General features: G+C 67.9%; 24 protein-coding genes and 2 tRNA genes. 7 read left to right on the top strand and 19 right to left on the bottom strand.

What is annotated here, in order from left to right; genetic code table 11:
* Positions 1–441 precede the first annotated feature (441 nt).
* Both ABOD76_RS20670 and ABOD76_RS20665 read left to right on the top strand, forming a co-directional pair.
* Positions 442–2,043: a hypothetical protein gene (locus ABOD76_RS20670; protein WP_350245600.1), complete on the top strand. Its 1,602-nt coding sequence runs from the start codon at positions 442–444 to the stop codon at positions 2,041–2,043.
* 482 nt (positions 2,044–2,525) lie between these two features.
* Positions 2,526–2,861 carry an HU family DNA-binding protein gene (locus tag ABOD76_RS20665; protein ID WP_350245599.1) on the top strand — a complete coding sequence of 112 codons (336 nt, stop codon included), beginning with the start codon at positions 2,526–2,528 and terminating at the stop codon, positions 2,859–2,861.
* Positions 2,862–3,018: 157 nt separating this feature from the next.
* On the opposite strand, the gene ABOD76_RS20660 is transcribed toward ABOD76_RS20665, so the two are convergent.
* Together ABOD76_RS20660 and ABOD76_RS20655 are read right to left on the bottom strand one after the other, a co-directional pair.
* Positions 3,019–3,951, bottom strand: coding sequence for a hypothetical protein (locus tag ABOD76_RS20660; protein ID WP_350245598.1), 933 nt, complete (start codon positions 3,949–3,951; stop codon positions 3,019–3,021).
* Positions 3,952–4,048: 97 nt separating this feature from the next.
* Positions 4,049–4,240 carry a hypothetical protein gene (locus ABOD76_RS20655; RefSeq protein WP_350245597.1) on the bottom strand — a complete coding sequence of 64 codons (192 nt, stop codon included), beginning with the start codon at positions 4,238–4,240 and terminating at the stop codon, positions 4,049–4,051.
* Between the two features lie 233 nt (positions 4,241–4,473).
* Here ABOD76_RS20655 and ABOD76_RS20650 point away from each other — a divergent pair, with 233 nt between their 5' ends.
* A complete protein-coding gene (locus ABOD76_RS20650) occupies positions 4,474–4,635 on the top strand; it encodes a hypothetical protein (protein ID WP_350245596.1) in 162 nt (53 codons plus the stop codon).
* Between the two features lie 34 nt (positions 4,636–4,669).
* Here ABOD76_RS20650 and ABOD76_RS20645 read toward each other — a convergent pair whose 3' ends face one another.
* From ABOD76_RS20645 to ABOD76_RS20630, 4 genes are all read right to left on the bottom strand, one after another.
* On the bottom strand, positions 4,670–5,563 hold the full coding sequence (locus ABOD76_RS20645) for a hypothetical protein (protein ID WP_350245595.1): 894 nt from the start codon (positions 5,561–5,563) through the stop codon (positions 4,670–4,672).
* Positions 5,564–5,728: 165 nt separating this feature from the next.
* Positions 5,729–6,382, bottom strand: a complete 654-nt coding sequence (locus ABOD76_RS20640) for a hypothetical protein (RefSeq protein ID WP_350245594.1) — start codon at positions 6,380–6,382, stop codon at positions 5,729–5,731.
* A 263-nt stretch (positions 6,383–6,645) separates the two neighbouring features.
* Positions 6,646–6,948, bottom strand: a complete 303-nt coding sequence (locus ABOD76_RS20635; RefSeq protein ID WP_350245593.1) for a hypothetical protein — start codon at positions 6,946–6,948, stop codon at positions 6,646–6,648.
* Positions 6,842–7,684 carry a hypothetical protein gene (locus ABOD76_RS20630; protein WP_350245592.1) on the bottom strand — a complete coding sequence of 281 codons (843 nt, stop codon included), beginning with the start codon at positions 7,682–7,684 and terminating at the stop codon, positions 6,842–6,844. Before ABOD76_RS20630 ends, ABOD76_RS20635 begins: the two co-directional genes overlap by 107 nt.
* A gap of 214 nt (positions 7,685–7,898) precedes the next feature.
* Between ABOD76_RS20630 and ABOD76_RS20625 the strand changes: the two genes are divergently transcribed.
* Together ABOD76_RS20625 and ABOD76_RS20620 are read left to right on the top strand one after the other, a co-directional pair.
* Complete coding sequence (locus tag ABOD76_RS20625) at positions 7,899–8,288, top strand: hypothetical protein (protein WP_350245591.1); 390 nt, start codon at positions 7,899–7,901, stop codon at positions 8,286–8,288.
* Positions 8,285–8,884: a hypothetical protein gene (locus ABOD76_RS20620; RefSeq protein ID WP_350245590.1), complete on the top strand. Its 600-nt coding sequence runs from the start codon at positions 8,285–8,287 to the stop codon at positions 8,882–8,884. The genes ABOD76_RS20625 and ABOD76_RS20620 overlap by 4 nt, the downstream gene beginning before the upstream one ends.
* A gap of 22 nt (positions 8,885–8,906) precedes the next feature.
* Here ABOD76_RS20620 and ABOD76_RS20615 read toward each other — a convergent pair whose 3' ends face one another.
* Positions 8,907–9,524 (bottom strand): hypothetical protein, encoded by a 618-nt coding sequence (locus tag ABOD76_RS20615; RefSeq protein ID WP_350245589.1) that lies wholly within the window; start codon positions 9,522–9,524, stop codon positions 8,907–8,909.
* Between the two features lie 36 nt (positions 9,525–9,560).
* Positions 9,561–9,821 (bottom strand): hypothetical protein, encoded by a 261-nt coding sequence (locus ABOD76_RS20610; protein ID WP_350245588.1) that lies wholly within the window; start codon positions 9,819–9,821, stop codon positions 9,561–9,563.
* Positions 9,822–10,032: 211 nt separating this feature from the next.
* Between ABOD76_RS20610 and ABOD76_RS20605 the strand changes: the two genes are divergently transcribed.
* Entirely contained in the window at positions 10,033–10,989 is a 957-nt protein-coding gene (locus ABOD76_RS20605) for a hypothetical protein (RefSeq protein ID WP_350245587.1), read from the top strand.
* 106 nt (positions 10,990–11,095) lie between these two features.
* Here the strand turns inward: ABOD76_RS20605 and ABOD76_RS20600 are convergent, their stop codons facing one another.
* From ABOD76_RS20600 to ABOD76_RS20585, 4 genes are all read right to left on the bottom strand, one after another.
* The gene (locus ABOD76_RS20600; RefSeq protein ID WP_350245586.1) at positions 11,096–11,848 is read right to left on the bottom strand and encodes an ATP-grasp domain-containing protein; all 753 of its coding nucleotides are present in this window, start codon (positions 11,846–11,848) and stop codon (positions 11,096–11,098) included.
* Between the two features lie 95 nt (positions 11,849–11,943).
* A tRNA-Asp gene (locus ABOD76_RS20595) sits at positions 11,944–12,019 on the bottom strand.
* Positions 12,020–12,022: 3 nt separating this feature from the next.
* Positions 12,023–12,099: transfer RNA gene (locus ABOD76_RS20590), tRNA-Leu, on the bottom strand.
* A gap of 22 nt (positions 12,100–12,121) precedes the next feature.
* On the bottom strand, positions 12,122–12,421 hold the full coding sequence (locus ABOD76_RS20585; protein WP_350245585.1) for a hypothetical protein: 300 nt from the start codon (positions 12,419–12,421) through the stop codon (positions 12,122–12,124).
* A gap of 56 nt (positions 12,422–12,477) precedes the next feature.
* Between ABOD76_RS20585 and ABOD76_RS20580 the strand changes: the two genes are divergently transcribed.
* Positions 12,478–12,936: a hypothetical protein gene (locus ABOD76_RS20580; RefSeq protein ID WP_350245584.1), complete on the top strand. Its 459-nt coding sequence runs from the start codon at positions 12,478–12,480 to the stop codon at positions 12,934–12,936.
* A gap of 58 nt (positions 12,937–12,994) precedes the next feature.
* On the opposite strand, the gene recA is transcribed toward ABOD76_RS20580, so the two are convergent.
* The 7 genes from recA to ABOD76_RS20545 form a co-directional block, all read right to left on the bottom strand.
* Positions 12,995–14,017, bottom strand: coding sequence for a recombinase RecA (gene recA / locus ABOD76_RS20575; protein ID WP_433961779.1), 1,023 nt, complete (start codon positions 14,015–14,017; stop codon positions 12,995–12,997).
* A gap of 163 nt (positions 14,018–14,180) precedes the next feature.
* A complete protein-coding gene (locus ABOD76_RS20570) occupies positions 14,181–14,645 on the bottom strand; it encodes a hypothetical protein (protein ID WP_350245582.1) in 465 nt (154 codons plus the stop codon).
* A gap of 278 nt (positions 14,646–14,923) precedes the next feature.
* The gene (locus ABOD76_RS20565; protein ID WP_350245581.1) at positions 14,924–16,852 is read right to left on the bottom strand and encodes a DUF1998 domain-containing protein; all 1,929 of its coding nucleotides are present in this window, start codon (positions 16,850–16,852) and stop codon (positions 14,924–14,926) included.
* Positions 16,849–20,622: a helicase-related protein gene (locus ABOD76_RS20560; RefSeq protein ID WP_350245580.1), complete on the bottom strand. Its 3,774-nt coding sequence runs from the start codon at positions 20,620–20,622 to the stop codon at positions 16,849–16,851. The genes ABOD76_RS20565 and ABOD76_RS20560 overlap by 4 nt, the downstream gene beginning before the upstream one ends.
* Positions 20,619–22,112 carry a hypothetical protein gene (locus tag ABOD76_RS20555; protein ID WP_350245579.1) on the bottom strand — a complete coding sequence of 498 codons (1,494 nt, stop codon included), beginning with the start codon at positions 22,110–22,112 and terminating at the stop codon, positions 20,619–20,621. Before ABOD76_RS20555 ends, ABOD76_RS20560 begins: the two co-directional genes overlap by 4 nt.
* Positions 22,109–23,890 (bottom strand): hypothetical protein, encoded by a 1,782-nt coding sequence (locus ABOD76_RS20550; protein ID WP_350245578.1) that lies wholly within the window; start codon positions 23,888–23,890, stop codon positions 22,109–22,111. Before ABOD76_RS20550 ends, ABOD76_RS20555 begins: the two co-directional genes overlap by 4 nt.
* Entirely contained in the window at positions 23,887–25,017 is a 1,131-nt protein-coding gene (locus ABOD76_RS20545; RefSeq protein WP_350245577.1) for a hypothetical protein, read from the bottom strand. Before ABOD76_RS20545 ends, ABOD76_RS20550 begins: the two co-directional genes overlap by 4 nt.
* Positions 25,018–25,058: the final 41 nt, after the last annotated feature.

Below are 25,058 nucleotides of genomic sequence, written 5' to 3'. Positions count from 1 at the left end.
AAGAAAGTCAGCTCAAGCCCGGGCCAGAGCTCGGAGCTGCATGACGCTGTGCCGATGGTTGCCCTGCTTGCTAAACTCGGCGGCTGGGAGGCCCCACAGCGCGTCGAGGTGGAGTCGAATACCAAGCTCACTACACCTGTGGATACCAGCAGCATGACGGCTGAGGAGCTGAGCGGGCGTCAGGGGCTGAGCCTCAAGTGCGCGTCTGTCGGGAATCGTATGGCCTTCTTAGCCCGTCTGAGGACATCATGTGCGCCGATGACGCCCTTGCCCCTGGACGCCCCTCTCATCAGTCAACACGCCTGGACAGCCGTCCTCAGGAAGAAGCTGGCCACCCGCACAGTCTGCGCAGGATCAAGGTCGGCATGAGCCACGGAGACGTCTCGGCACCCCCTGGGTCTCGTTTACACCCGTGTCAGTTCAGGAATTGGGAGCATGGTCATGACTGATGGTGCTTCTCATCGGACCAGCGAACGGCGCGGGAAACGCACCAGGCAGCGGAACAGGCAGGAGACACTGCCGGTATGGCTGACGGTTGAGAAGCTTGCGTTCCATAGAAAGGTGATGCACGAGCGGGAAGTGAAGCATCAGGAGGCGACGGCACGTCAGAAAGCACATCTGGATGCCGTGTACGCCGCGAACAAGGAGCGCCTACGGGTGGCTGCTGAGCAGGCACGGCAGTGTGGCCTCCTGCGCGCGGCGATCGGGCGGCTGGAGGATCACCCGCTCGATGATGGGCTGGCGCAGGTGGTGCTGGATCAGACATTGCCGATCGATCAGCCGTTGCGTGAAGACATGGTCCAGGCCTTGTACCGCTCCTTCCTCTCCAGAGCGCCGACCCAGTTGGAGATGGAGGTTTTCTTCCGGGACGTGTTCACCACGCAGGTGCCTCTGCCGTATCTTGCCGACCATCCGATGGCGCTTGATGAAAAGCTGTATCCGCGGCTGGACCTGCAAGGGCAGCTCTGCGCCATTCTTGTTGCTGCAGTCGAGGAGCATGCGTCTGCGCTCCGCCGGATGCAGGAATTTCTGCACCTTCACGGCGAGGCGGCGATGGTGCTGCTGCTCAGAGCTGCCGACAGGGCGGGCGTCTTGGAGTACCTTCCTTGGCAAATTCAGTACCGGGTCGCCATCACCTGGCTGGTTGCCGGGGATGCCCGCGTCAGGACGGTGCCCTGGAAGAGTGAGGTGGTGACGGCACTCGCGGTGGCCCAGGCCACTGACCGCGTTTCGGCGCGGGCAGCACTCGACGGGCTCTTCGACATGGTGGCCAGCCGGGCTTATCTGAACACCGACCCTCTCGACTTCACTCCCCTGGTGCCGCCCTGCAGGAACAAGGCGGTCAGCTGCACGCACTGCGAAGGCAGCCGTTGGATGAGCGACGCCGCGTATTGTCCGACGTTGCGCGGACCTTGCACCCTGGACCTCAGAGGTGCCTCCCCGACGATCATGAGGATCGACGGCCCAGCCTGGATCAGGCCGAATCTCACCTTGCCTCCCGCCCAGTGGAGCGTGCTGGAACTCCTTCACCACGCAGGCCTGAAGCCGAAGGAGCTCTATCCGGAACTGCGAAACGACGAGGAACTCGTTAGCCGCCTGGGCGGCTGGTTGAACCGGCTCAACAAGATCCGCTCGCGGCTTCGTTGCCAGACGTGCAGCACAATCATGCATCCCAGAAAGAAATACGCGAAGTTCATGGCGAAATTTCCGGTGACAGTATTCGCGTGTGAGCATCACCCGATACCGGTCAAACTCACCGATTGCTGGTTGTGTGATGACATTATCGATTCCCGTGACAGTCCGATCTCCGACGGTCAGAGTACCTACAACATCTGCTGTCGTTGCGGTGCCGGTGAGGAAGGGAAAGCCACCATCGGCAGGCGCTGTCCCACCTGCGGGCAAGGACCGATGCGGCTCAAGACCCGGGCCACTGTGAACGGCCGTCGTCAAATGCTCGAGTGCAGCCGGAGCGGCTGCTCGTGTCTGATCGATGTGTTTCCAAAACAGAAGCGGTATCTCGCGCCGGAGCTTGTGCAGGCGTAACGGGTACTCCAGGCTCTGGTTTCGCCGCGTCTCCTGAACTTCTCGGTGTCGAGATTATTCGCTGGAGGCTCGGTGGGGCTGGAGGGGAGCTGCCTCTGGCGGTGTCCAGCCGTTGACGTGGACCCAGTTGACGCGCAGGGTGGTGCGCCGAGTGCCAGACTAGTAAGCGTCAGCGGCAGCACGGTGTTCCACACGTCCCGGTCGGTGCCGTCCATTCCCTGCCTGATGTCCTGTATCTCACTGCTGACTTGACGCCCTGATGATGCCCTCAGGCCGGGCGCCTCTGTGCTAACGGGGGCATCCGGCCGGGAGGGCGTGCAACCTTGTCCGTGCTCGTTGATCACACACTCCAGCACTGGATCAACGAGAAGGCCCTGTCAGTGGGCGTCTTCTGTCTTTCATTGCAGCTCAGGTCTGTGCTGCATGGCATTCTGTGTCTAGCCCTCTGTTGACATAGATGGAATGTCTTTCAGAGTGTACTCATGACAAAATTGAGCAAGAAGGCCGCCCCTGCCGCGAAGGCCGCGGCGCCGGCGGCCAGCACCAAGCTGGGCAAGACCGAGCTGACCGACATGCTCGGCGACCGCGCCGGCCTGAGCAAGAAGGACGCCGTCGGCGCGCTCGGCGCGCGGCTCGACATCATGGGCGAGGCCTTGAAGAGCGGCCAGACGATCGGCCTGCCCGGCGTCGGCACGCTGAGCGTCCGGGAGACCGCCGCCCGTCAGGGCGTGCGCCCCGGCACCAGCGAGAAGATCCAGATTCCCGCCGGCAAGAAGGTCGCCTTCAAGATCGCCAGCGACCTCAAGAAGAGCCTGTAACGACGCGCTGACGCGCGGAGGACGGCCAGGCCGTCCTCCGCGTTCTCATGACGCTGTGCCGCGGGGGCGGATGAGGAGGAAGAAGGCCGAGCAGACCCGGTCAGCTTCGCCGGACCCTCCGGGGAGGCTGGTGACGTGCCGCTGGGATCGCTGCGCTTCAGCGGAGCGGGTGCTTCCGGAGGGACTCGAGCCGGCGTTCCAGTCCGGCGCGTGCGCCGTCTGCGTTGGGATTCAGCTCTTTCCGGGCGTCCCAGTCTTGCCCGTCCAGGGCCATGCGCCCGAGCCACCGTTCTTTTCCGTCGTGCGTTTCGGCCACGACATCTTCGATCACCCAGGGTGGGACGTCCTGAACCCGTGCCAGGACGGCGTCCGCGTACGCCTCCGGCAGTTCTCCCTTGGCTTTGGCGTCTTCGATCAGCCGGCGAAAGGCGCTCCTGATGTACGTCTGTGCGGTGGCGGAATGGTGAGGGTCAAAATCGTACCCCTGTTTCGCCCAGAACACTCGCCCGTTAAAATCCGAGCGTTTGACCGCGAGCTGCTGCGGACCGAACTTCACGGTTTCTGGAGCAGCCTCGGAGGCGGTGAGTGTCACGGCGTGGTATCCGGCGGTTTCCCAAGCGTCTTCCTGGCTCTGGGCGACAACGGAGGCCAGGCCCTGACGGCGAATGGGCCTGATCAGCTGTCCTTCGGCGTCGCGTTCGTCCGGAGAGACGTACATCAGGTTGTGCTTCACGGTTTTGGAAGCGGTCGCCGCGTGATAGATCAGCTGCCCTGTGGTGGCCATCAGCTTGTACTGCGTTTCGTCGCGCATCAGCGCCCGGAACGACAGCGTTTGTTCTGTGCCGTCCCACCGGATCTCGGTGATCAGCACCAGAGACAGGTCCGGGTCGATCATCCGGTGCGGCGAGACGACGCGGTGCTTGAACTCAAGAAACGTCCCGCAGCCGGTCATGGTCTTGAGCGCCTGCTGCAGGGTATCCAGCGGCCGTTTCCCACAGGCGTTCAGCAGCTCCCTCCGTTCGAACGCACTCATTCCACTGGTGAAGTCGCCCGGGAAGCTGTGGGTGTTCTGGTAAGGGTAGAAGGCCATTGACGCCCATTCTACCGCTGCTTTCCATTCGCCTGGAACACGAAACCCCTCCGGGTGGGAGGGGTGGGCCGTTCACGTCAGCGCGGGGTGACGGTGGTCAGTGATGGACGGTTTCCTTCATCGCGCCGAGAAAGTAGCTCATCGAACGCGCCCGGGCGTTCTCGAAGCTGGCCCTGTCCTGTGCTCTGGTCGCTTCGGAGATGGTTTCGATCGAGGGTCGAGCGAGCAGCTCGCTGACTTCACGATCAAAATCCTCGATTGTCCTGATCTCGTTCCGGTGCATGCTCATCTCTCACCACCTTGCCAAATCTTAGCGTCTCAGGTCATCTTACATGTGAGAGGAACCCTGTCAAGCCTATGGATTGCTGTGCTGCACAGACGTGCTGTGCACGCCGCTGTGCGCAGGCTCAGCGACGCTGTTGAAGGTGCTTCACGGCCGGCAGGGTGCAGGGACGAACCGGTGCGCGTGACAGCTGGCCCCGGCACCCAGGCCGGAACATCCTTCAGAAACTACGGGAATCTATGAGCACCCTTAGGCGAGACGAGCTGTCCACGCAGCAACGGCTTGACCTGGACGTCTTCTGCCAGGAGCAGCTGGCGCGTGGCTCGCAGCCCTCTGGGACCTTCGTCGCGCTGTTCGAGCAGGAATGGACGGGCCCGTACCAGGCGGTGGTCGAAGCATGAGGCGCCCGTTGGTCAGGTCTCTCAGATGCTCCGTTTACGTCGCTGGCCAAAGGTCAGAGGTTACCCATGGGCTGGTCCAGTCCAAAGATTCGGAGATTGCGGCGATTTGCCCCCACTCTTGGAAGTAAGCTTCAGCGACTTCTCTGCTGTGCAATACAACAGCATTTTCGAGTGAGTTCGTTCCGTTGTTCGTGAAGTTGAATGACCCGGTCCAGACTGCATATGGCTCGAAGTGTCCTACTTCGTCACCGGCAGGAAACACGCGGGCGTTTGGGCCCTCTGGATCCGGATCTTCAGGTAGAGGAATGTTTCTGCACAGTACCAGGAACTTGTTGTGTGCTCTTGGCATGGCGGACTTTTTATCGGAATTGTGTATTCCGAGGCACCGAACTGCCGCGATGTCGATTATTTCCTGCGTATAGATTTCGCCGACTTTTGTTCGTGCAACCGCTGAATTCACTCGGGTCATCCACCGCAATTTTCGGTAGGCTGACCGTAGCTTTTGCTCCCAGCCTGACCTCGGGTTCGAGTCTGGCCTGAGGAAGTCTTCTTTCTGGACGATAATCGACACCGCTCGCTTTTTTGAGAGCGCTTCAAGAATGTCAAGGTGTGTCAGCCAAGCCACGGATCCAACGACGATGTCGGCACGATTGATCTCATCGATCAGCTTCTTGTCCAGTTCCCTGAAGTGGACATCGACTTTTACGTTCTCTGCTGACATGCCAAAGTCATGCAGTGTTTGATTATCTCGAAGGAAGGTAGCCAAATTCAGGTTTTTGAGGCCTGTTTGACTTCTTGTGTCAAGTATGTCGTCCATCGGATGTCCGTCGGACCGTCGCATGTAGTCGGACGCTCGGTCTATTTTCTCCTGTTGCGACTTTTCGTCGATTTCAAGGGGTCGAAGAGCCCTTTCTTCATTCATACTCATGGACGTTACCTCTGCAATCAGACTCGCACACCGAAGGGTGGTACCTGTGTCGATGTCGCAATATAGTCACCATGCCTGGAAGCTGACGTTCAGCTGGGGTGCAGGATGCTAGACAGGTGCAAGAACCGGCCCCCGAGTTGCATCGGGGGCCGTGAAGAAGGAAGTTCAGGAACCGAGCGTGTACGGTGCGCAGCCGAGCAGCCGGCTGAGCTCCGGCCCCGGCACCCACGGTGAGACCAGGTTCGTGCTGCAGGCCATCGCGAGTTCACCTCTGGCGAGGATCACCCCGCGGTGGCGGTGATCTTCCCACAGCACCCGGTAGGGGCCGTGTGGGTCGAGGCTCGTCAGCAGCCGGTCGAGGTCATGGTCGAACGTGATGCGCAGCGGCTCAGCGAGGGTATGGCCGTAGTTCCGGTCGATCTCCAGCTGCCCCATGACCGGCATCAACGCCGCCTGGCAGAACGCCCGCAGGTCAATCAGCTCCCGCACCCGCCGCAGCGGGGCAGAGGCCAGTCTCGCGGCGCTGTCGAGCACGTCCACCGCCCCGGTCCGGCATTCGGAGATGACCGCCGACTGCATCGCGAAGAAGTCCATCCGGTCGATGTCCTTCGCGTCCGGCAGCTCCAGGGCGTCCGGACGGACCGGCTCGGCCTGAAACAGCTGAATCAGCCGCAGGAACAGCTCCGCGCGGGTGATGTGCCCGCCCAGCCCCCAGATCGGCAGGGACGACGGAATCGACAACGCCACGCCGGTCAGTGGCGCGGCCAGGAACGCCGGGAAGTCCGCGTTCCTGGCCGACACGAACCGCAGGTACACCATCAGCTGCTGCAGGATCCGGCGGTGCTGGCCCTAAGACTGCCGGTGAATGCGGCGTTCGTAGTCGTCCCAGTCTGCCCGGGCGGCTTTGAGATCCGCGGCGGACGGAGGAACGGAAAGAGGGGAGGGCGTCGGATGCGAGCAGTGTGTTATCAATATGCCCCGAGCGTCGCACATGCGTGTGCTTCTGCGACCTGCCCGGCACATCGGTAGGAATAGGGCGTTCGGGAAGACGACGATAACGGGGGACTTACGTCTGAGGTGGATTAGTCGTGCCGTTCGCAGCGTCTTGCGGCTGGACACAGCTGAGGTTGCAGGTCCGGGTGGTGGCGGTGCAGGCGCCCGATCACCGCGCTGGTCCGCTCTTCGTTGACCCGCCGGGTGGCTTCCAGCAGCGGCGCCGGCAGGCCGGCGGTTTCGGCGTGGTGGGTCAGGCCGCCCAGGTCCTTGCCGAGGCAGCTGCTACCCCAGCCGAGGCCGGACTCGAGGATCGAGGAACGCCGCGCCGATGCGCGGGTCGAGGCCCAGCCCGGCGGACACGGTCCGCATGTCCGCGCCGGCGTGCTCACAGAGGTCGGAGATTTCGTTGGCGAAGCTGATCTTCATCGCCAGGAAGGCGTTGGTGGCCAGCTTGATCAGCGTCGCCTCGGTGAGGCTCACCCGCTGCACCGGCGCTGGGGTCCAGCCGGGCGGGCGGGTCAGCGTCGGTGTCTGCAGGGTGCCCTCGGTGACTGGGCGCTGCAGCTGCGCGAGCTGTTGTGCGGCCGCGGTGGGTCCGCCGATGACCAGCCGGTCCGGGAAGAACACCCCGGTCATCGCCCGGCTTTCCTGCAGGAACTCCGGCTGGTACAGCAGCACGGCACCGGGCGCCCGTCGGCTCAGGTCGGCCTGGTAGCGTTCGGCCGCGCCGAGCGGCAGGGTGCTGCGCAGCACGATGAACGGCGGCACCACCGCCCGGCTCAACAGCGTCTCCCAGGCGCGGTCGAGGGCCGTGAGGTCCACCGCCCCGCCAGGCGTGCCCGGCGTGCCGACGCACAGGTACACCCAGGTCACGTCGCCCGGGAAGTCCAGGCTGGTGGGAACGTACCGCACCTGGGTGTAGACCTGTGCGAGCGTCTCCCCAAGGCCGGGTTCGTGAAACGGCAGCTGCCCGGCGAGCAGCTGCGCGCGGCGGAGCGGATCGTGCTCGGCCGCCCAGACCGGGTGACCGAGGGCAGCCAGCAGGGCGGTGAGGCTCAGGCCGACCGGGCCGAGGCCGATCACCGCGCAGGGGGCGGGCGCTTCAGGAAGAGGGGAGACGGGCATGGGCTGCATTCTCCCCAGCCGCTGCTGCACTCAGACGCAGGTCGGGTGCTCTGCCGGATGTTCATGCCCTGCCGCGTCTCACCGCGTGCAGGGTAGGGTCTGCGGTTGCCTGACCGGGCCGGCGTCTGGTACAGTGATTCATTACCGGCACATGTTCCTCACGTTCCGCATTGTTTCTGCTTTGAAGACTGCTGCCCGCCGGTGTGGAGGTTCGATGACAGGACAGGACGGGGAAGGGCTGGCCGCCCGGCCAGCAGAGCAGCCGGACGGGCATCACGATGTCCCGTTCGCCCATGAGCAGCGCCCGGAGTGGGACCACGCGATCAATGCAATGCCGTGGCAGCAGCCGGCGGCGGGCTTCAAGCTGTACGTCAAGTCGTTCGACTGCCCCCGCTGCGGAGACCGCACCCAGGTGGAGTACTACCTGCCGGAGCACCCGGCAGCGGCCTTCACCGTGCAGGTGCAGACGGTGCCCGGCCCGCAGGTGATTGCCGGGGACGTGGTGCTGATCCGGGACTGCGCCTGCGAGTCCACGCACTCACCGGGCACCAAAGGCTGCGGCGCGAGGTTTCACGTCCGGCCGCCGCGCGGAGCCGGCTCGTGACGCTGACGGAGCGGCCGGTCAATTACGGGCCGCTGCAGACGCTGGTGGCAGCGGAACTGACGGTCGTCAAGGCGGCCGCCACGACATGGGCCGGGTCGATTTCGACGCTGATCGCCCTGGGCGGCGTGTTCGGCCTGACCGTGGCCGACAAGACGCTCGGGCCGCTGGTGTCCACCGGTGTCTCTGGTCGCCTGGTGGTGGTCGTGGTGCTGCTGGTGTACGGCATCGGCGTGATCGTCGCGCAGCTGGCCGCCCAGGGCCGCCTGCGGAGCGGTGAGGTCGGTCGGGATCCGGACGAAGTGCTGTTCCGGGATACGGTCGCGGCGATCAAGGCCACCCGGTGGTACCTGAGGATTTCGCGGTGGTGTGTCGGGATCTCGGCGCTGGCCAGCTGGCTGGTGCTGCTCTACAGCGTCACGACGCTCGGCGTGACACCACGGCCAGCCTTCCTGATCTTCACCCCGAACAAGCCGGTGCGGTGCAGCACCCTGCTGACCAGGAATGCTTCCGGCACCCTCCTGCTCAATACGGTGCCCCTGCCGACCGGGTCGACGGTGCAGGCGGTCAGCAGCTGCCCGGCCGTGCCGGGCGAGTAAGTCCTGCGCTTCCGGTGTCTGTTCAGGCGCTCAGCGCTTCGGCCAGCGATAGGAACCGTGGCGGCTCGCCGGGCGTCTCCAGCTGGAACGCCTGGGCGGGAAAGCCGCCGATGTTCGGGCGAACGCGGCCCTGCGCGGCTTCGAGCAGCCGGGCGGACCCGGGCACCGGGCGGTACACGTCCGGTCGGCTGAGTAGCAGGATGTCCTGCAGGTCCTGCACCACCAGCAGGTCCTGCGGGTCGACCAGGAAGTCGGCGCTGAGTTCCTGCACCGCCGTGAACCCCCCGGCCGGAGGACGCAGCCGCACGGCGCCTGGGGCGCCGGGGCCCCGGATGGTCGGCCAGACATCCAGCAGCAGCCCGTCCTGATCCATGCCGAGCGACCGGGCGCTCATGCCGCCGCACCCCGGGTCTCCGCAGCTGCAGCAGGTCAGGATGAACACTGCGCTGGTGCCCCCGGGCAGGTCAGCGATGGCCTGCAGGAAGCGTCCGGACACGGCCAGCGGCTCGTGCAGCTCCCGAAGGTGCCGGGGGAACAGCGTGTCGCCTCCTGGCGTCAGGATCCACACGCCGTCCGGGTCGCGCTCCAAGTGGACGGTCTGGGCGTCTTGGGCAACATCGGCAGCCGCGGTCGAGGACATGACTCAGGATACCGGGGCGGTGCGGAGATGCTGGTGTCAGCGGAACGCCAAGTCGATCGTCAGCGTCTCGCCGTGCCGGGTGGTCTGCAGGTCCGAGGCGGGTCCGCCGACGAACAGCGGCGAGCAGGGGAGCGTGGCGAGGGTAATGTCTGGAAGACGCAGCGCCGAGCGGCGCACCTGCGGTGGCAGGTCAACCGCGCGGATCACCTGCTCGTCCGCGCCGCGCCGCAGGATGACGCGCCCCTGGTGCTGGCGCAGCAGGCAGCTGAGCCCTTTCCGGCGCAGCGGGATCGTCACCCGCTCGCCGCTCTGCAGCTGAAGGCCATGGTGCGCTCCGGCAGCGCCTGGTACCGGGCGTGGCCCACGGCGGCGTTCCACGCGACAGGGAGGCTCAGCAGGACCACGCTGGCACAGATCGGTGAAGCCAGTGGCGATATGCAGACGCGGCCTGAAACGTGGCTTGCAGCAGATGTTCCCCTCTCAGAAAGCGCACCGTGTAGCATCTTACATGCAGCATCGATTTGGATTTCCCAGGCTGGAACCCAGCAGCCAGGTCACGGTAACCAGCGTGTTCGTCGGCGATCGCAAAGCCCCCTTCAAGTGGATCGAGGTCGATCCGGACATCGTGAACGCCGAATACATCGCCGGAATCAGTTTCGACTATCACCGGTTTAAACACCGGTCCTTCGTGACGCAGCTCGATTCAAAAAACGGTCACCACGCGCTGAGCGCTATGCGCCAGAATCACCTCGAGCTCTGCGAGTACCTATGCGCCCTGCTGTGCGCCTTCATTCAGGCGCCAAACGCCGTGGGCTTCTGGCTGACCCGGTATCGGAATAACCACCTCGATGCGCTGGCCGAGGATCTTTACAATGCCACCACCAACCCCAAGGTGGACCTGAGTGCAGGCGTCTTCAAGGATCTTCTGGCACTCGCTCAGGCCATCTACAAGGACCCGAGCGAGCAGCAGGGATTTCTGGACCTTGCCCACCACATCCTTGAAAATTACCTCGGGGACGGCCAGCGGGCCGAATACGGTGCGCTCAAGCACTCCGACCGCACTTATTCGGGTGCTTTTGAGGTTCAGTCGCTCAATGCGACGGTTAAGGCCAGGAACGCTATCCACTACATCGCCTCTGTAGATAAGGAAAGCCCCACCGAGCGGCTTGCAGTGATCGAGTACAACAGTCGTCCCATCGCTCTGAAACCTTACCTGACTGAGATCGAGACGACCTTCACCTGGGGCGTCGAGCTGCTCGGGTTCATCAAGGCGTATGCGGCCGGCCACGCATACGTGCCCGGTAACCGGTTCAAGCCGGAGCAGGTCAGCAAGGTCGTTACCTGGGGCGGGAAGAACATGGGGGTCATCATAAACACGCCGTTGTTCGAGATTGGCGGCCAAGCCCTAACCGACGTACGGGACATCAAATCAGCGGATGGCCGGCTCGACGCCGACATCGACTGACGACTGACCAGATGGCTCGGTGGTGATGGGCGTGCTGGCCGTGCTCCGCCTGATGGATGTCGGTCGAGCGCTGCTTTCCGGATGATGGAACGGGACAGCGGACAGGTCAGGGTCCGGGTGCTGGCCGGGTGGTCGAGGCGACGGCGAGGCAGTCCAGCACCGCGCTCGGCGAGCAGCCGTAGATGCCCGACGCCCACACCGGGTTGAACTCGATCACCGCCCAGACGCCCGAGTCGAGCTGCCCGACATCCAGAACGTAACTGCGTGGCAGAAGCGGATGGGCTGCGCACACCGCTTGCGCGAACGCGGCCGCCTGGTCCCACAGCGCATCCCCGGCTCCTTCGTACCCGACGTCGACCATCGGCACCCGGTCGCCGTGCCAGTAGATCGAGCCGGTCCTCACGGTGCTGTCCCGCACGAAGAAGCGGTACTCCCGGGTGAAGTGCACCACCTCCGAGATCAGGATCGGATCGTCCGGCAGCAGCGTCTCCAGCCCTGGAATGTCCTCACCCGGGCGGTACACCGCCGCCGCGAACAGCTTCTGATCGGCAGGCTTGACGAACATCGGCCGGGTCAGCGGCTGGAACTCCGCTGCCGTGCAGAACGTGATGGCCCTGGCGGTCAACGCCCGGCTGAGCCGGGCCAGCGCGTCGTTCGCCGGGCGCAGCAGGTGAATGCCGAGCTGATCGGCGAGGTGCTCGGCCAGGAAGCCTTCCGCGTATACGCAGCAGGCCGCGCCCAGCGCCTCCGGAGGAACCGTGTTCGACTGCAGCCGGAGCGTGTCCCACCCCTGCTGCCGCGCGGCTTCCAGCAGCAGCCGGGAATCATCCGAGTAGCGTTTCGAGGTGATCAGCCGCATGCGGGTACTGTAGCGACTTGCCCCGCTTTCAGTGAGGCGAACCGCAGACGGTCCGGAACACCCTGTTCAGAACAGGGTGTTCCGGACCTGTGTTTTGGCGGACCCGATGGGACTTGAACCCACGACCCCCCGGCTGACAACCGGGTGCGCTGACCACTGCGCTACGAATCCAGGTGGTACCAGACGCGAGATTCGAACTCGCAAAATTCAGCTTCTGAGGCTGACACGTATACCGGTTCCGTCAGTCTGGCATGGATGAACAGGGGCTTGGTTTTACAGACCGGCGCGCGGCGCGGAGGCAAGGTCCGCGAGCGAATCGTCAGATAGATCGGACAGGGCGGAATCGGTGGATAGATCGTTCATCGGCGGACCTCCTTCTTCGGTGCTGTTCTGAGGGACATCGTAGTGCGGGCCGGCGGGAGCGACCACCGCCATGTGGCGTAGCGCGCCGTACGCCGGATGGCAGCCCCTGAGCACATCGGCAACGCGTACGTGCGAGCGACAGTGGAGGCGTTCCGGCTGGGCCGCCGCGAACGCCCGCTGCTCGTGCGATTGCAGCACCCAGAGCGGCACATCCCCTCAGACCTGGACCGCTGAGCCGCCCTGAACGGCCTTCATAGACTCGGGACATGTCCCTGAGCCACCCGCTGTCTGCTGTTCGTCCGTTCGTGGCCGCTGCGCTGTTCACCGCGTCCCTGGTCGCCTGCGCGCCGGACCCGGCGCTGAAGGACGTGTTCGCCGGGGCGGACGCGTTTGTCGTCGACTGTTCCCTGGACGCCGGGCAGCGCGTTTCTCACACCGAGGTGGACGTCAGCTGGTACAAGCGCAGCTCGTATCACATGCCCAGGCGGGGCGGGGCGCAGTTCGGGTCGCACAGCGAAGGCATCCCGGCGGCCAAACAGCCGCGGTTGCTGAGCGCCTTCCGGGTGCTGCGGCCGCTGGCGCAGCACCCCCGCCGTGCCGGGTCCGGATGCGAGGTCGGCGTGCGGACCGGCCGCAGCACCCGGTACCTTCCGGCCTCTTCGGACCTCACCGGCGAGCAGCAGGCGGCGGCCGCCCTCGTGACGCGGCTGCTTCGCTCCGAGTGAGCCTGCGCCGGCAGAACGAAGCGGGCGACCACGATGGTCGCCCGCTGTCTCGCTGTGTTCAGTTGATGGCTTCGCTGAGTGCCGGTTCGCCGAGCACGGCGGTGGCCGCTTCGTTCTGGTTGCTGAGGATCCGCGCGGTGACGCGCTGGCGGATCTCGTCTTCCAGCGCGGGGCGCTCCTTGATGTACGCGATGGCCTTGTCCTTGCCCTGGCCGATCCGGTCATCACCGTAGCTGTAGAAGCTGCCGGCCTTCTTGATGATGTCGTAGTCGCTCGCGAGCGTCACCAGGTCCGAGAGCTGGTCGAAGCCGGAGCCGTAGCCGATGGTCAGCTCGACCTCCTTGAAGGGCGGCGCGACCTTGTTCTTGATGACCTTGATCTTCACGGTGTGCGACACGGCCTCGTTGCCTTCCTTGTTCGGCTGGCCGATCTTGCGCACGTCCAGGCGCATGGTGGCGTAGAACTTGAGGGCCTTGCCGCCGGTGGTGGTTTCGGGGTTGCCGTACATCACGCCGATCTTCTCGCGCACCTGGTTGATGAAGATGGCGGCGGTGTCGGTCTTGTTGAGCACGCCGGCGAGCTTGCGCAGCGCTTGAGACATCAGCCGGGCCTGCAGGCCGGGGAGGCTGTCGCCCATCTCGCCTTCGATTTCCGCGCGGGGCGTCAGGGCGGCGACGCTGTCGACCACCACGATGTCCACCGCACCGCTGCGCACGAGCAGCTCCATGATTTCGAGCGCCTGCTCGCCGTTGTCCGGCTGGCTGACGAGCAGTTCGTCGGTGTTCACACCGAGCGCGCGCGCGTACGCCGGGTCGAGGGCGTGCTCGGCGTCGATGAACGCGGCGGTGCCGCCGGCCTTCTGGCACTGCGCGATGATCGAGAGCGCCAGGGTGGTCTTGCCGCCGGACTCGGGGCCGTAGATCTCGGTGATGCGGCCTTTGGCGATGCCGCCGACGCCCAGCGCCAGGTCGAGGCTGAGGCTGCCGGTGCTGATGCTGTGGACGTCGAGGCGGCTTTCGGCACCCAGGCGCATGATGGCGCCCTTGCCGAAGTTCTTTTCAATCTGCGCCATGGCGCCCATCAGGGCGCGGTTCTTGTCGCTGGCGTTGTCGGAGGTGCCGATGATTTTAATGGGTGCGTCGTTCTTAGCCATGGGTCTCCCGGTGGTGCAGAAGATAAGTATAGAACAAAATCCCGAATCGGGATTTTGTCGAAACGCACGTTTCTCGGGCGTTCCCGGGCGCTCAGAGTCCCAGCCCGCCGGGCGTCTGGCCGGGCGGCAGCAGACACACGCAGACTTCGACCGGGCACTCCCGGTCCGCCTGGAACAGCCCCACCGAGACGGTCCGCCCCGGCAGCGGCCAGTTGAGGTACAGACTCGAGGCCGGATCGGCGCTCGGCGGCCCGAGCACGGCCGTCGCCTCGGCCACCCGGGCGTCCATCACCCGCTGCGCTTCGGTCCAGCGTGCTTCGACCACCGTGTCCGGATCGTCGTGCTCCTCTTCGGTGTACGCGCCGCGGCCGTCGTACAGCTCCTCGAAACTTTCAGACTCGTGCAGGGTCACGGTCAGGTACCCTGTGCCGTCCGGGGCGTGGGTGCACCGCAGGGCGGTGCCGTCCGGCAGGGTCACGCCGTGCTCGGGCAGCCGGTCCCAGGCGAGCGGCAGGTCAGGCAGGCAGGACCACAGGGCAGGGGAGGAAGGGGTCATTCCGCTCAGTCTAGGTGCGGCGCTCAGCGCGGGAAACGCGCGGGTCACGCGGCCCGACCTGCATCACAGGGCGTACAGAAGAATTTGGCCCATCCGGAAGGTCCTGGTGAGCAGAAGACCGTCCCTGACGGAGGCCAGGGCACCTTCGGGCAGGCGGGCGGCCAGCACCGGAAGCGCCCGGATCCCTCGAAACATACGGGCCTCCGAACAGCACTCGCCCCAGGCCCCCGCAGAGGGGCCTGGGGCCGCGTTGCGATCCTGGTCCGCCCTGGGGGCGCTTACCAGCGCAGCAGGCGGGAGAAGAAGCCCAGCTCGCGCTCACGCGGCCGGCCGACCACAAGGGTGCGGTCCAGCAGGGCGTTGAACAGCTCGCAGCTGGTTTCCGGCAGGTGCGCGCAGGCGTGGCAGGCCGCGAGGTTGATGCCGCCGGTGCCCTGGCCCTGCTGCTCCCCCTGACCGGCTTCCAGGCACACCGGGTCGTTGGCGCACCACGCGGCCTCCTCGACGGCCGTGCGGATCAGGCCTTCCAGCCGGCCGGGTTCCCCCATGCGCACCAGGCCGCCCAGGGTGCCTTCGGCGTCGCCCGAGGCGGTGTAGATCAGCACGCCGGCCATCTCGTGGCCCGGCTCGTCACTCACGAACAGCCGTTCGCGCAGGCTGGCGGCCGAGTACCCGCAGTGGAAGGTCAGCGTGTTGATGAGCAGGTGCGCGAAGGTGTGCACCAGCACCCGCCGGGGCGTCGCCAGGCCACCTGCAGCGCCGTGACGCTCCTGGGCGTCATCGTGCCGCTCGGCGAGGCGCTTCAGATGCTGGCTGGCCTGCGCGAGCCACGCCTCGTCCAGCAGCGCGGGGCTGAGTTCCAGGTACAGGCCCTCGCCGTACGTCACGCTGGCCGGCAGCCAGTTGTCGCGCTCCGGGTGAAAGTCGCGCCACATCAGCGCGCGGCGCTCATCGGGGCGCGTCACGCTCTGGGTGGTGCCGCGGGTGAAGCCGGTCAGCACCCGTGTCTCGCGGAGCTTCGGCACCAGGTTGATGCTCGAGAACAGCGCCCCCACGTCGCCGTACAGCGCCGGGTCGCGCGGCTGCACCACCAGGTCCGGCTCTTCCCGGGCCTGCCGCAGTGCCTGGCATTCTCCGTAGCGCAGGTCCTGCTCGGTTTCCGGCGTCTGCGCCCCCAGGTGCTCGCCGCGGATCAGCTTGCCGACCACGTCCTCGACGACCGCACGGCCGTAGCGCGCCACCAGGCTGGCCTGGGTGCTTTCGATCGAGTCGGTGACCATCGCGGGGGTGAGGCTGAGGTTGCCGGAGGCGTACAGCTGCCGGGCCATGGTGATGAACTGCGCCGGCACCGGTTCGCGCAGCGCTTCGATCAACGCCGGGTCGACCACGCCGGCGGTGCCTTCCGGCAGGTAGATCGCGCTGACCGTGTCGCTGTAGTAGGTGTTGGACGCGCCGGTCAGCGTGGCGTACACCTGCTGGTCACAGCCCTGCCGCGGCACTTCGTCGCCGAACCACGCGCGCTCGCCGCGGCAGAGGAAGACCTCATTCGGGATGGGGGAGAGCCGGGTGGACAGCACGGTGACGTACCCGCCCTCTTCGCGCTCATCCCAGCCGAGCACCCCTTCGAGCGACCGGCTGCTGTCGCAGTGGTCGCAGCTGACCAGCAGGTCGGCGAAGCCGCCGCCGGGCAGGGTTTTCAGGCGCAGCCGGTCCGGCGGGCAGGCCGGGTGGGCGCTGTGGTGCACCCACTCGTGCCACGGGAAGTCGGTGAGGTGCCCGCGCGCGCAGACGATCACCACCCGCACCTGCTGCATGACGGTGTTGCACTCTGGGCAGTCCACTCGGGGCTCGGTGGCGGTCTTCGGTTTGCGCTTCAGGAAGCCGCAAGTGTCGTTGGTGCACACGTGCCAGGTGGGGAAGCGCAGCAGCGGAATCGTCAGCTTGGTGTTGGGAACGGTGCCGGCGTGGTTCGGCGTGCGGTAGTCGGGCGGCAGCCGGAAGGTGTCGACGCCCAGCAGAGCCTCGAGGCGCCATTCCTGCACCCGAAACTCGTCGAGGCTGCGCGCGGTGGTGCCCTGGTCGCTGGTGCGGCGGAACCAGTAGTCCAGACCGCCGCACACCAGGGTGCGGCCGAGCTTGTCGACGGTCAGCGCGCCGACGCCGGTGGTGGTGATCAGCTGCGCGCGGCGCAGGGGGGCTTCTCTCATGGGGTGACTCCTTCGCGCGCTTCGGCGCTGGCGCTGTCGGCGTCCAGGATCGGCAGGGTGGTGATTTCGCCCTGACACTGGGCGTCGACGGTGCGCATCGAGGTCATGGTCTGCCAGGTGCGCCGTTTCTGGCCGTCGTCCAGGTGACTGCCGGCGCGGGTCAGCAGCGCTACCGTGCCGCCCGCGCCTTCGTAGTCCTGGTAGGCCCAGCTGAGCCAGTTGTCGCGCTTGCGGGCCAGCAGCGCCGCCATGCGTGGCTGCTCCGCCGGGTCGACCCGGGCGATGCGCCCGAGCATCATCTGCGAGAACCGCTCGAACAGGTGGTCCGGGAAGTGCTCGGGGCTCAAGGCCGCGTCGTCGTGCTCGACCATCGGGCCCTTCTGCCGCACGTACGCCACCAGCGCGCCGTGGAGGGCGCGTTCCATCGCCTGCGGGGAGAACGGCGTGACCGAGGTGGGTTCCACGAACGCGTACAGCCGCTCGTGGTAGCTGCGGAAGCGTTCGTAGTGCGAGCGGTCGCGCGAGCGGGTGTTGGAGTAGATCGTGAGCACCAGCCCGGGCCGCTCCCACCAGCGCCGCCCCACCCGGCCGGACACCTGGATGTACTGCGCGGTCGTCTTCGGCTGCGTCAGGATGCACATCAGGCTCAGCCGGGGAATGTCGATGCCGACCTCAATGATGGAACTGGCCAGCGCCACGTCGATCGCCCGCGCCGAGCCGCGCGCCGCGGTGTCGTAGCGTTGCATCAGCGCCCCGATCACCTCCGGCACCTCCTCGGCGTCCAGCCGCCCGGTCAGTTCACGCACGCTGTTGACGTAGCGCCCGTCGCGCGGGGGCAGGCCACGGCGGTTTCTGAGGCTGCGCAGGTACGGCTGCATGTACCCGCGCAGCATCGTCACCGCGCCGCCGAGTTCCTTGAGCGAGCCGAAGAAGCCCAGCAGGGTCCACCAGGGATCGCGCGCCGCTTCCGGCAGCTCCACCGGGGCGTGCAGCAGCGCCGAGTACGCCTTGGCCTGCGCGGCCGGCAGCGAGGAGTAGCCGTGACCGGGCATGCCGACGTACAGGCGTCCCGGGGCCGGGTCCTCGCCGTAGCGCCCATCCGCTTCCTGCAGGGTCGCGTAGCGGGCGAAGAACGAATCGGCGGCCGTCAGGCCCGGCGGGGGGAACAGCGCGGCGTGGCCCTCGCCGTGCCGGTTCACCCGGGCGTACAGGCCTTTGATCTGATCGGCGTAGGCACGGATGGTCGCGGTCGAGCACACGATCTTGGGCCGCGCCGGGACCCGGCCGGGGCGGTCTTCGGTGCACAGCGTCTCGATCACCCCTTCCATCACGCCGCTGAGGGTGCCGAGCGGTCCGGAGATCAGGTGCAGCTCGTCCTGGATGATCAGCCCGGGCGGCGAGCAGACGCGCTCGCCGCGCTCGTTCAGGCCGAACAGCGCCCGGGCTTTGGGGGTGAAGGCCAGCATCGCGAACTTGTCGACCGTGGCGATCACCAGCGACGGACGGCGGATGTAGATGTCCTCGTCGGTGACGTACACCGGCAGGCCGCCGCGCGCGTGGTGAAAGGCGCAGCTGGCGTCCGGGCAGTGCAGCATCACCCAGCTCTGGCGGCCGTGCTGCGCCTCACTGTAGCCGAGCACCACGCGCCCGGCGGTGCCGCCCTTGTGGGGGGGTGACGTGCGGCGGACGCCCATCGCCGCGCCGCACCACGGGCAGGCGCGCAGCACGAACGGATTGTCGATCTTCGTGCGCGTCTGGGTGTTCTTCATCAGCTGCAGGGTGCGCACCGCGTCTTTGCGGGTGTTGGGGGTGGTGTCCATGCCCAGCCAGATGCCGGCGGAGAACGGCTCGTCACCCAGGTTCAGGCGGCCGCGCCCCGCTTCGCGCTGGCGCAGGTATTCCATGGCGCACAGCAGGCTGGTGGCGCGCTGGAACTGCTGGGCGGTGAGCAGCCGCAGGGTGTAGCGCATCAGCACCTGCACGCCGCTGTCCCCCGGCTCCTGCAGGCGGCGGTAGAAGGTGGTGAAGGCCGTCAAGCCCAGGTAGGCTTCGGTCTTGCCGCCGCCGGTGGGAAACCAGATCAGGTCGACCAGGTCGCGGTCCGGGTGGTCGCCCAGGGCCGCTGAGGGCAGCGAGAGCAGCAGAAACGCCACCTGGAAGCCGCGCCACTGCCCGAGGTCTCGGCCGGCGGGCCGGTCGGTCACGGCCGGGTACGCGGCCGGATCCCAGGTGGTGCGCGACGCGGTCAGGGCGGCCGGTTCGCGCGGCGGCAGCGCGGCGCGCAGCTGCTGCAGCAGCACCGCCTCGTTCGCCAGCCGGAACGCCGTTGCGGCGTGCGGGAAGGCGGGATCCTGCAGGAACGCCAGGCCCTCGCGCATGCGCGTCAGGGCCTGCTCGCACTGCGCGAGGTGCCGCTCAGCGGCGTCCTGCAGGTGCGTCGGCACGCCGGATACGTCGAGGCGGCGCGCGGCGATCCAATCGCTGTACAGCTCGCACACCCGCGTGAGGGTGCCCAGGCCGGCGTCTGTGCCGTCCAGCCCGGCCAGTTCGCGCATGCTCACCGCGAAGGGAAAGCGGTGCTCGTCCAGCACGTCGGGGGTGATCGAGGGGGTTTCCACGAACGGCAGCGCTTCGCCGTACAGCACGCTCGCACGCCATCCGTCTGCCTGTTGGCCCACCCCATTCCATTCGGCGGAGATGCCGCGCCCGGCGGCGAAGGCGGGCATGTCGCGGTACAGCAGGGCGTTGGACTGCAGCTCCGGGTCGGTGCGCGGCGGCTCGGGGTACGGCAGCACCGCCGGCAGCGCCTCGCCCGCGCCGTTCACCACGCGCACTTCGAGGTGCGTCTGGTACAGCGCCGCGCGGTCGCGGCTGAGTTCATCGGTGACCGGCGTGCGGTTGATCACGCTGACGGTGATCAGCCGCGTGCCCGGCGCGTCCGGATTCACCCGGGAGAGCGCCTGCACGTCCAGCCGCAGCGGCCCGGTCTGCGCGCCTTCGACCTGCGCGGCCACGTGCGGTCCCAGGTCGGCGCTGAGCGCCGCGGCGTCCAGGGTCCAGCAGGCGCTCGCCTGGCGGCGCACGTGCATGTTGCGGGTCGTGATGCGCGGCTGCCCGGTGCGGCGGTCCTGCGACTTCAGGTTCACCGGAAAGCGCTCGTAGTAACCGTTGACCGGCATGTCCAGGCGGTGATGCCGCTCGGGCAGCCGCACTTCCAGCCGCGAGCCGGGCGGGAGCTCGGCCAGGAAGCTCAGGCTCAGCGCAGCCTGCAGGCCGCGGCTGCCCGCTCCGGTGGTGGCGTCGTCCTCGCCCGCTTCGTCGACCGTGACGCGTTCCTCGCCGTGCCCGGTTCGTCCTTCGATGACGCGGGCGTCCTTTGCGAGCTGCCGCATCGCCTGCTCTTCGGTGCGGTCCAGCGCCGGCACGGCGTCGTCGTCCGTGTCGGCGTCTTCCTCTGCCACCGCCTCGGGGTTGGGTTCGCCTCGTGCCGGCGCCAGCGCACTGTCCTGGGCGTACAGCACGCCCACGGCGTACTGGCGGGTGGGCGAGGCGCGGGTGAGGATTTCCGCGCCGGTGGCCTGGTCCTTCCAGGCCTGATCGAGGTCGGCCATCTCCAGGGTGGGGCGCGCGGCGGTGTCCAGCGGCGCGGCGCGCCGCCCGTCGTCCGGGCCGACGAGTTCGCGGCGCAGGGAAAGCAGGACCTCGTCGCGGCCTTTGAGGTGATTGGGGGTGCCGTCCGGGTGGAAGAAGCGGGGGTCAGGCAGGGTCATCGGGTCTCCACTGGGGTGAGGTAGGTGGTCAGAAAGGTCGGGCCGGCGATCACGGCCAGGTGACCGACGCTGCGGGTGGCGCCCAGCCGCAGGTGCGCCTGCGGCTCCGGGCCGTGGGGCAGGTCGGTGAGCACCACCGCCGGGGCTTCCAGGCGGGCGTAGTCGAGGATGGACGCGAAGCCGACGGTGGTGGACTGCGGTGCCCAGGGGGCGAGCGGCAGTCCCGCGGCGGCCGCGCGTGCGGCCAGGCTCTGCGGGGCCGGCGCGCCGGACAGCACGGCGATCTCACCGGGCGCGAAGCCCAGGGCGCGCAGGTCGTTCAGCAGCTCGGCCAGCGCGCCGATGTCGTCTCCGGGCGCTGGCCAGCGCGAGCTGACCTCGGCGAGGTCGTCGGGGCGCTGCACGGCCGGCCAGGGTGGGGTCAGCCGCCCCAGGGTGTGGGCGAAGGCGGCCGGGCGCGGCAGGGTCCGGCGGTTGGTACGCAGCGTCAGTGTCGCTGGGGCGCCGGGAAGATCACCGGGCGCGGCGCACAGCCAGCGGCCGCCGCTCGGGCCGCCGGTAAGCCGGGAGAACAGCGTGTCCAGAGCCTCCGGTGGCGCGGCGGACTCGCCGAGGTCCATGCCCAGCCAGTCGAAGGCGCCATCGTCCTCCAGCGCCTGGTCGAGCGACTGCACGGTGACCCCCTCGGGCGCTTGTGGAAGCAGCGCGCCCGGTGGGGTGACGATCAACGCCCGGCGGCCTTCTTCCGCCGCGCGAGAAGCCGCGTGGCGGACCAGCCAGCCGCGGCCTGCGCCGGGCTGTCCGTGCACCTGCAGCCGGGGGTTGTCCCACGCCGCGTCCAGGATCACCTTCAGCTCCGCTTCGCCGCGCGCGAGTTCAGCGGCGCGCCGGTGGGCCAGGTCCGGGGCTCGTCCCAGGGCTGGGCGCAGCACGTCGGCCATCGCTCGGACGTCGTTCACGTCTGGACGGCCACCCGCGCCTTCCCGGGCGCCGCGCAGGGCACCTTCGATCAGGTCCTGCAGGGCGCAGGCCTTCAGGCGGAGGCGATCGGCGAGCTCCCAGGGCTTCCATTCGCCTTCGCCGTCCAGCTCGGCGAACGGCAGCAGCACCAGCGTGGCGTAGGGGAAGCTTCCCCAACGCTGGTCGTGGCGGCGCAGCCGTTCCCGGACGCTGTACATCGCTTCGTGCGCCTGCTGCACCGGCCCGCGCGCCCGCGGCGGATCGTACCCCAGGTGCCACAGCCGGGTGTCCGGGTCGATCCAGGCCTGCCCGTGGCCTTTAATCTCCAGCACCGCCACGCCCAGCGTCGGTGCGAGCACCACAAAATCGGCCTCGCCGCGTTCGAACAGCGGGTGGTTCGGCAGCCCCAGTGAGTGCAGGACCGTCCACGGGCGGTCGCACGTCGCCAGCCGGCGGAAGATGTGGGCTTCGCCGGCCAGACGCTGCTCGGTGTCCGGGGGCAGGGTGGGCGGGTAGAGGGTGGGCCTCACAGCGCGGTCCGGAACGGTTTTTCCAGCCGGCTCTGGGGGACGTCGGCGAGTTCGGCGGTGACGTCCTCGATGCGGTAGGCAACCAGGGTGTGCCCTTCTTCGCCGAGCGTGAAGCGCTGGGTGCCGCTTCGCCGCAGCGGCGCGAGGTCCGCGCCGGCCACTGCCTGTTCCAGCAGCTCGCTGACCTGCCGTCCGGCCTCGCGGTGCCAGGTCCACAGCTGGTCGGCGTTGTCCCACAGCGGCTGGGCGTCGCGCTCCGGGCGCCCGGCGAAGCGCACGAGCGCGGCCATGTCCGCCCATTCGCGCGGGCGCAGCTTGTCGTCACGGCACCAGTTGGAGAAGTTCTGGGGGTTGGCACTGACCGCGCCGAAGCTGGCCAGGACCGCGCACGCCAGGTCCCGGGTGGCGTAGCGTGCCGCGGCCCGCCGGAGGTCGCGTTTGAAGTCGAGGTGCACCTCGCGGGCAAGGCCGTAGGCTTCACCGTGGCGCGCGGCGGCGTAACCGTGGATCAGCTGCAGGTCCCCGCGTTCGCGCAGCACCAGGTGCTGCCCGGCGCGGACCTCGCCGAGCGGCAGGTCGCACACGGCCGATCCGTCTTCGGCTTCGACGATGTAGGCGCGTCCCTCGGTTTCCATCCACACGCCCAGCAGCCCCTGATGCCCGCCCTGGAGGATCAGCAGCCGCGCGGGGACCGTGCTCTCGCCGTGGGCGCCGGTGCCGGCCGTGCCGCGCGCCTGGCTGTAGTCGGGGGCCCACGGTTCGAGCCGGACTGGGGCAACGCGGGGGCCTTGGCGGTGTTCTGCGGGGGCGCTGGGTGCCGTGGGTTCAGCGGCATGGGTCCTGGTGGGGTCTTCTTCTTCGTCTTCGTCGTGGACCTGCGCGGCGTCCAGCAGTTCGGTGCGGCCCCGGTTCGGGCGTGGCCGACGTGGGGGCAGCGGCACGGCCAGCGCGGCTGCATCCGGCGCCGCCGGGCGCACCGTGAGCGGCTCAGGGGCCAGCAGGTCGTTCAGGGCGCTCAGGGGGAACCCCGGCTCGTCGTCCCACAGCCAGTCGTACTGCAGCAGCACCGTCTGCTCGGCCCGGGGCGTGTGCAGCACCCACGCGGGGACGTGCTGCGCGGCGAGGCTGCCGCAGATGTACACCGCCTCGTAGACGACGTCGCGGTGCGCTTCGTTGGGCGCCGGCGTGTCGCGGCGCAGCTCTCCCGGCGGCAGCAGGTCGAGTTCAGGCCAGCGCGCCTCGAGGTCGGCCTGGCAGGCGAGCAGGGCTGGGGTGTTGGGGATCACCAGGGCCCAGCGGGCCTGCGGGCGGGGCATGCCGGGGATCACCTGCGGGCGGGGCCGCGCCGAGAGGCGGGTCAGTTCGGCGTTCAGGGCCACGCTCAGCGGGCTGACGTCCGCCTGGCGCAGGTCGGTGACCAGCGTCCACAGCTCCTCGGCCAGCGGCGCGGCTTCCTCGTGCATGGCGGGGAGCAGCCGGCGCAGCCGCTTGAGGTCCTCCAGGCCGGCGTCCGGCCACAGCAGCGGGTGGCCGGTGGAGAGCGGCGAGGTGGCGAGCAGGTAGCGCGCCCGGCGCAGCAGCCGCAGGGCGGGGAGGAACACGTCGTCCTGCCCGCAGGCCGCGGCCACCTGTCCCAGCGCGGAGACCCGGCGGGCAAACGCCGCCAGCGCGGGGAACGGCACCTGCAGGCGTGCGGCGCGGGTGTCCGCGCAGGTGTCGATCCACAGGCTCAGGCCGAATTCGGCGGTGAGGTCGGCGCTGACGTCGTGGGCGGTCATGCATACCTCCGGAAGGCCAGGGCGCGTCCCGGCCACGGCTCAGCCAGGGTGGCGGGGAGTTCGGCGTCGTCCTGACGCGCGCGGAAAGCCTCGCGCAGGGCGCTGTCGCCCGCCTCGAAGCCGGGGCGGGCCGGGTCGAGGAGCACCAGGTGGTGGCCGCCCAGGTGCGCGCCGTAGCGCGTGTAGGCGTGGCCTCCGTCGAAGATCGTGACGGTGTGCTCGGCGGTGGCGGCCAGCAAGGCGTCTGGTTCGGCGTCGCTGACGGCGGGAAGGAAGGCGCAGTTGAGGCCGCCGCCGTCCACCCAGGGGTGGGCCCGCAGCGCTTCGAGCGGGCAGCCGGTCAGCAGGGCGCCGTCCGGGCCACGCAGGTACAGCGGCAGCCGGGCTTCCTGGGTGAGCGCCGCTTCGCTGCCGATGAGCAGCACGTCCTGGCGGTCGTAGAAGGTGTAGTCGTACGGCGTGACGCCGGAGAACAGCGCTTCGCGCCACGGGCTCATGCCCAGGCTGCGGCTGCGGTGCTGCTGCAGGGCGCTGCCGTCCAGGGCATCTTCGCCGGTGGCGAGGATGTCGTCGCGCATGCGCTCGGGAACGTGGTGCGTCTCACCGGGCGTCCATTTGATCCGGCTGGGTGCGCCGCGGGTCTTGACCCGGCGGCGCACGTACACCTGGAAGCTCAACTGACGCTCGCCCTGGGCGTTGATCGAGCTGCCGATCAGGGGACCGGTGTGTTCGGTGCCCTCAGGTGTTCTGCGGTGTTCGGTGGGTGGGCGTCGATTGCGCCAGCGGGCCTGCGGGCCTTCTTCGCCAGGTTTCAGCGTCTGCCCGGCCTGGTAGAGCGTGTCGAATACCTGGCCGGAGTCGGGGCGGCGCAGTTTCAGGGCGTCGACCACGCCCAGCGCGGCGAGCAGCGCGGCGAAGCGGCGGGTGCCGGGGACGAGCGCGACCGTCAGTGGCGTGCTGCCCGGCTGGGTGGCGTCGGTGGCCAGCCACGCGCCCAGGTCGACCAGCCCGGCGGCGGGCGGCAGCAGCGGCATCGGGCAGCTGTCGGGGCCGAACAGCAGGCGTCCGGACAGGGCCTCTGCCGTGTCTGGGGGTGTGGCAGGGGAGGCAGAGACAGGCAGGGTCACCTCCACACTGTAGTGCTTTTTGCTCTTGACATCAAGTGCAA

It is taken from the genome of Deinococcus sonorensis KR-87 (assembly GCF_040256395.1).
GTDB lineage: Bacteria > Deinococcota > Deinococci > Deinococcales > Deinococcaceae > Deinococcus > Deinococcus sonorensis.
Note: the sequence above shows the minus strand (reverse complement) of the source record. Positions and strands in the feature narration are given on the sequence as shown.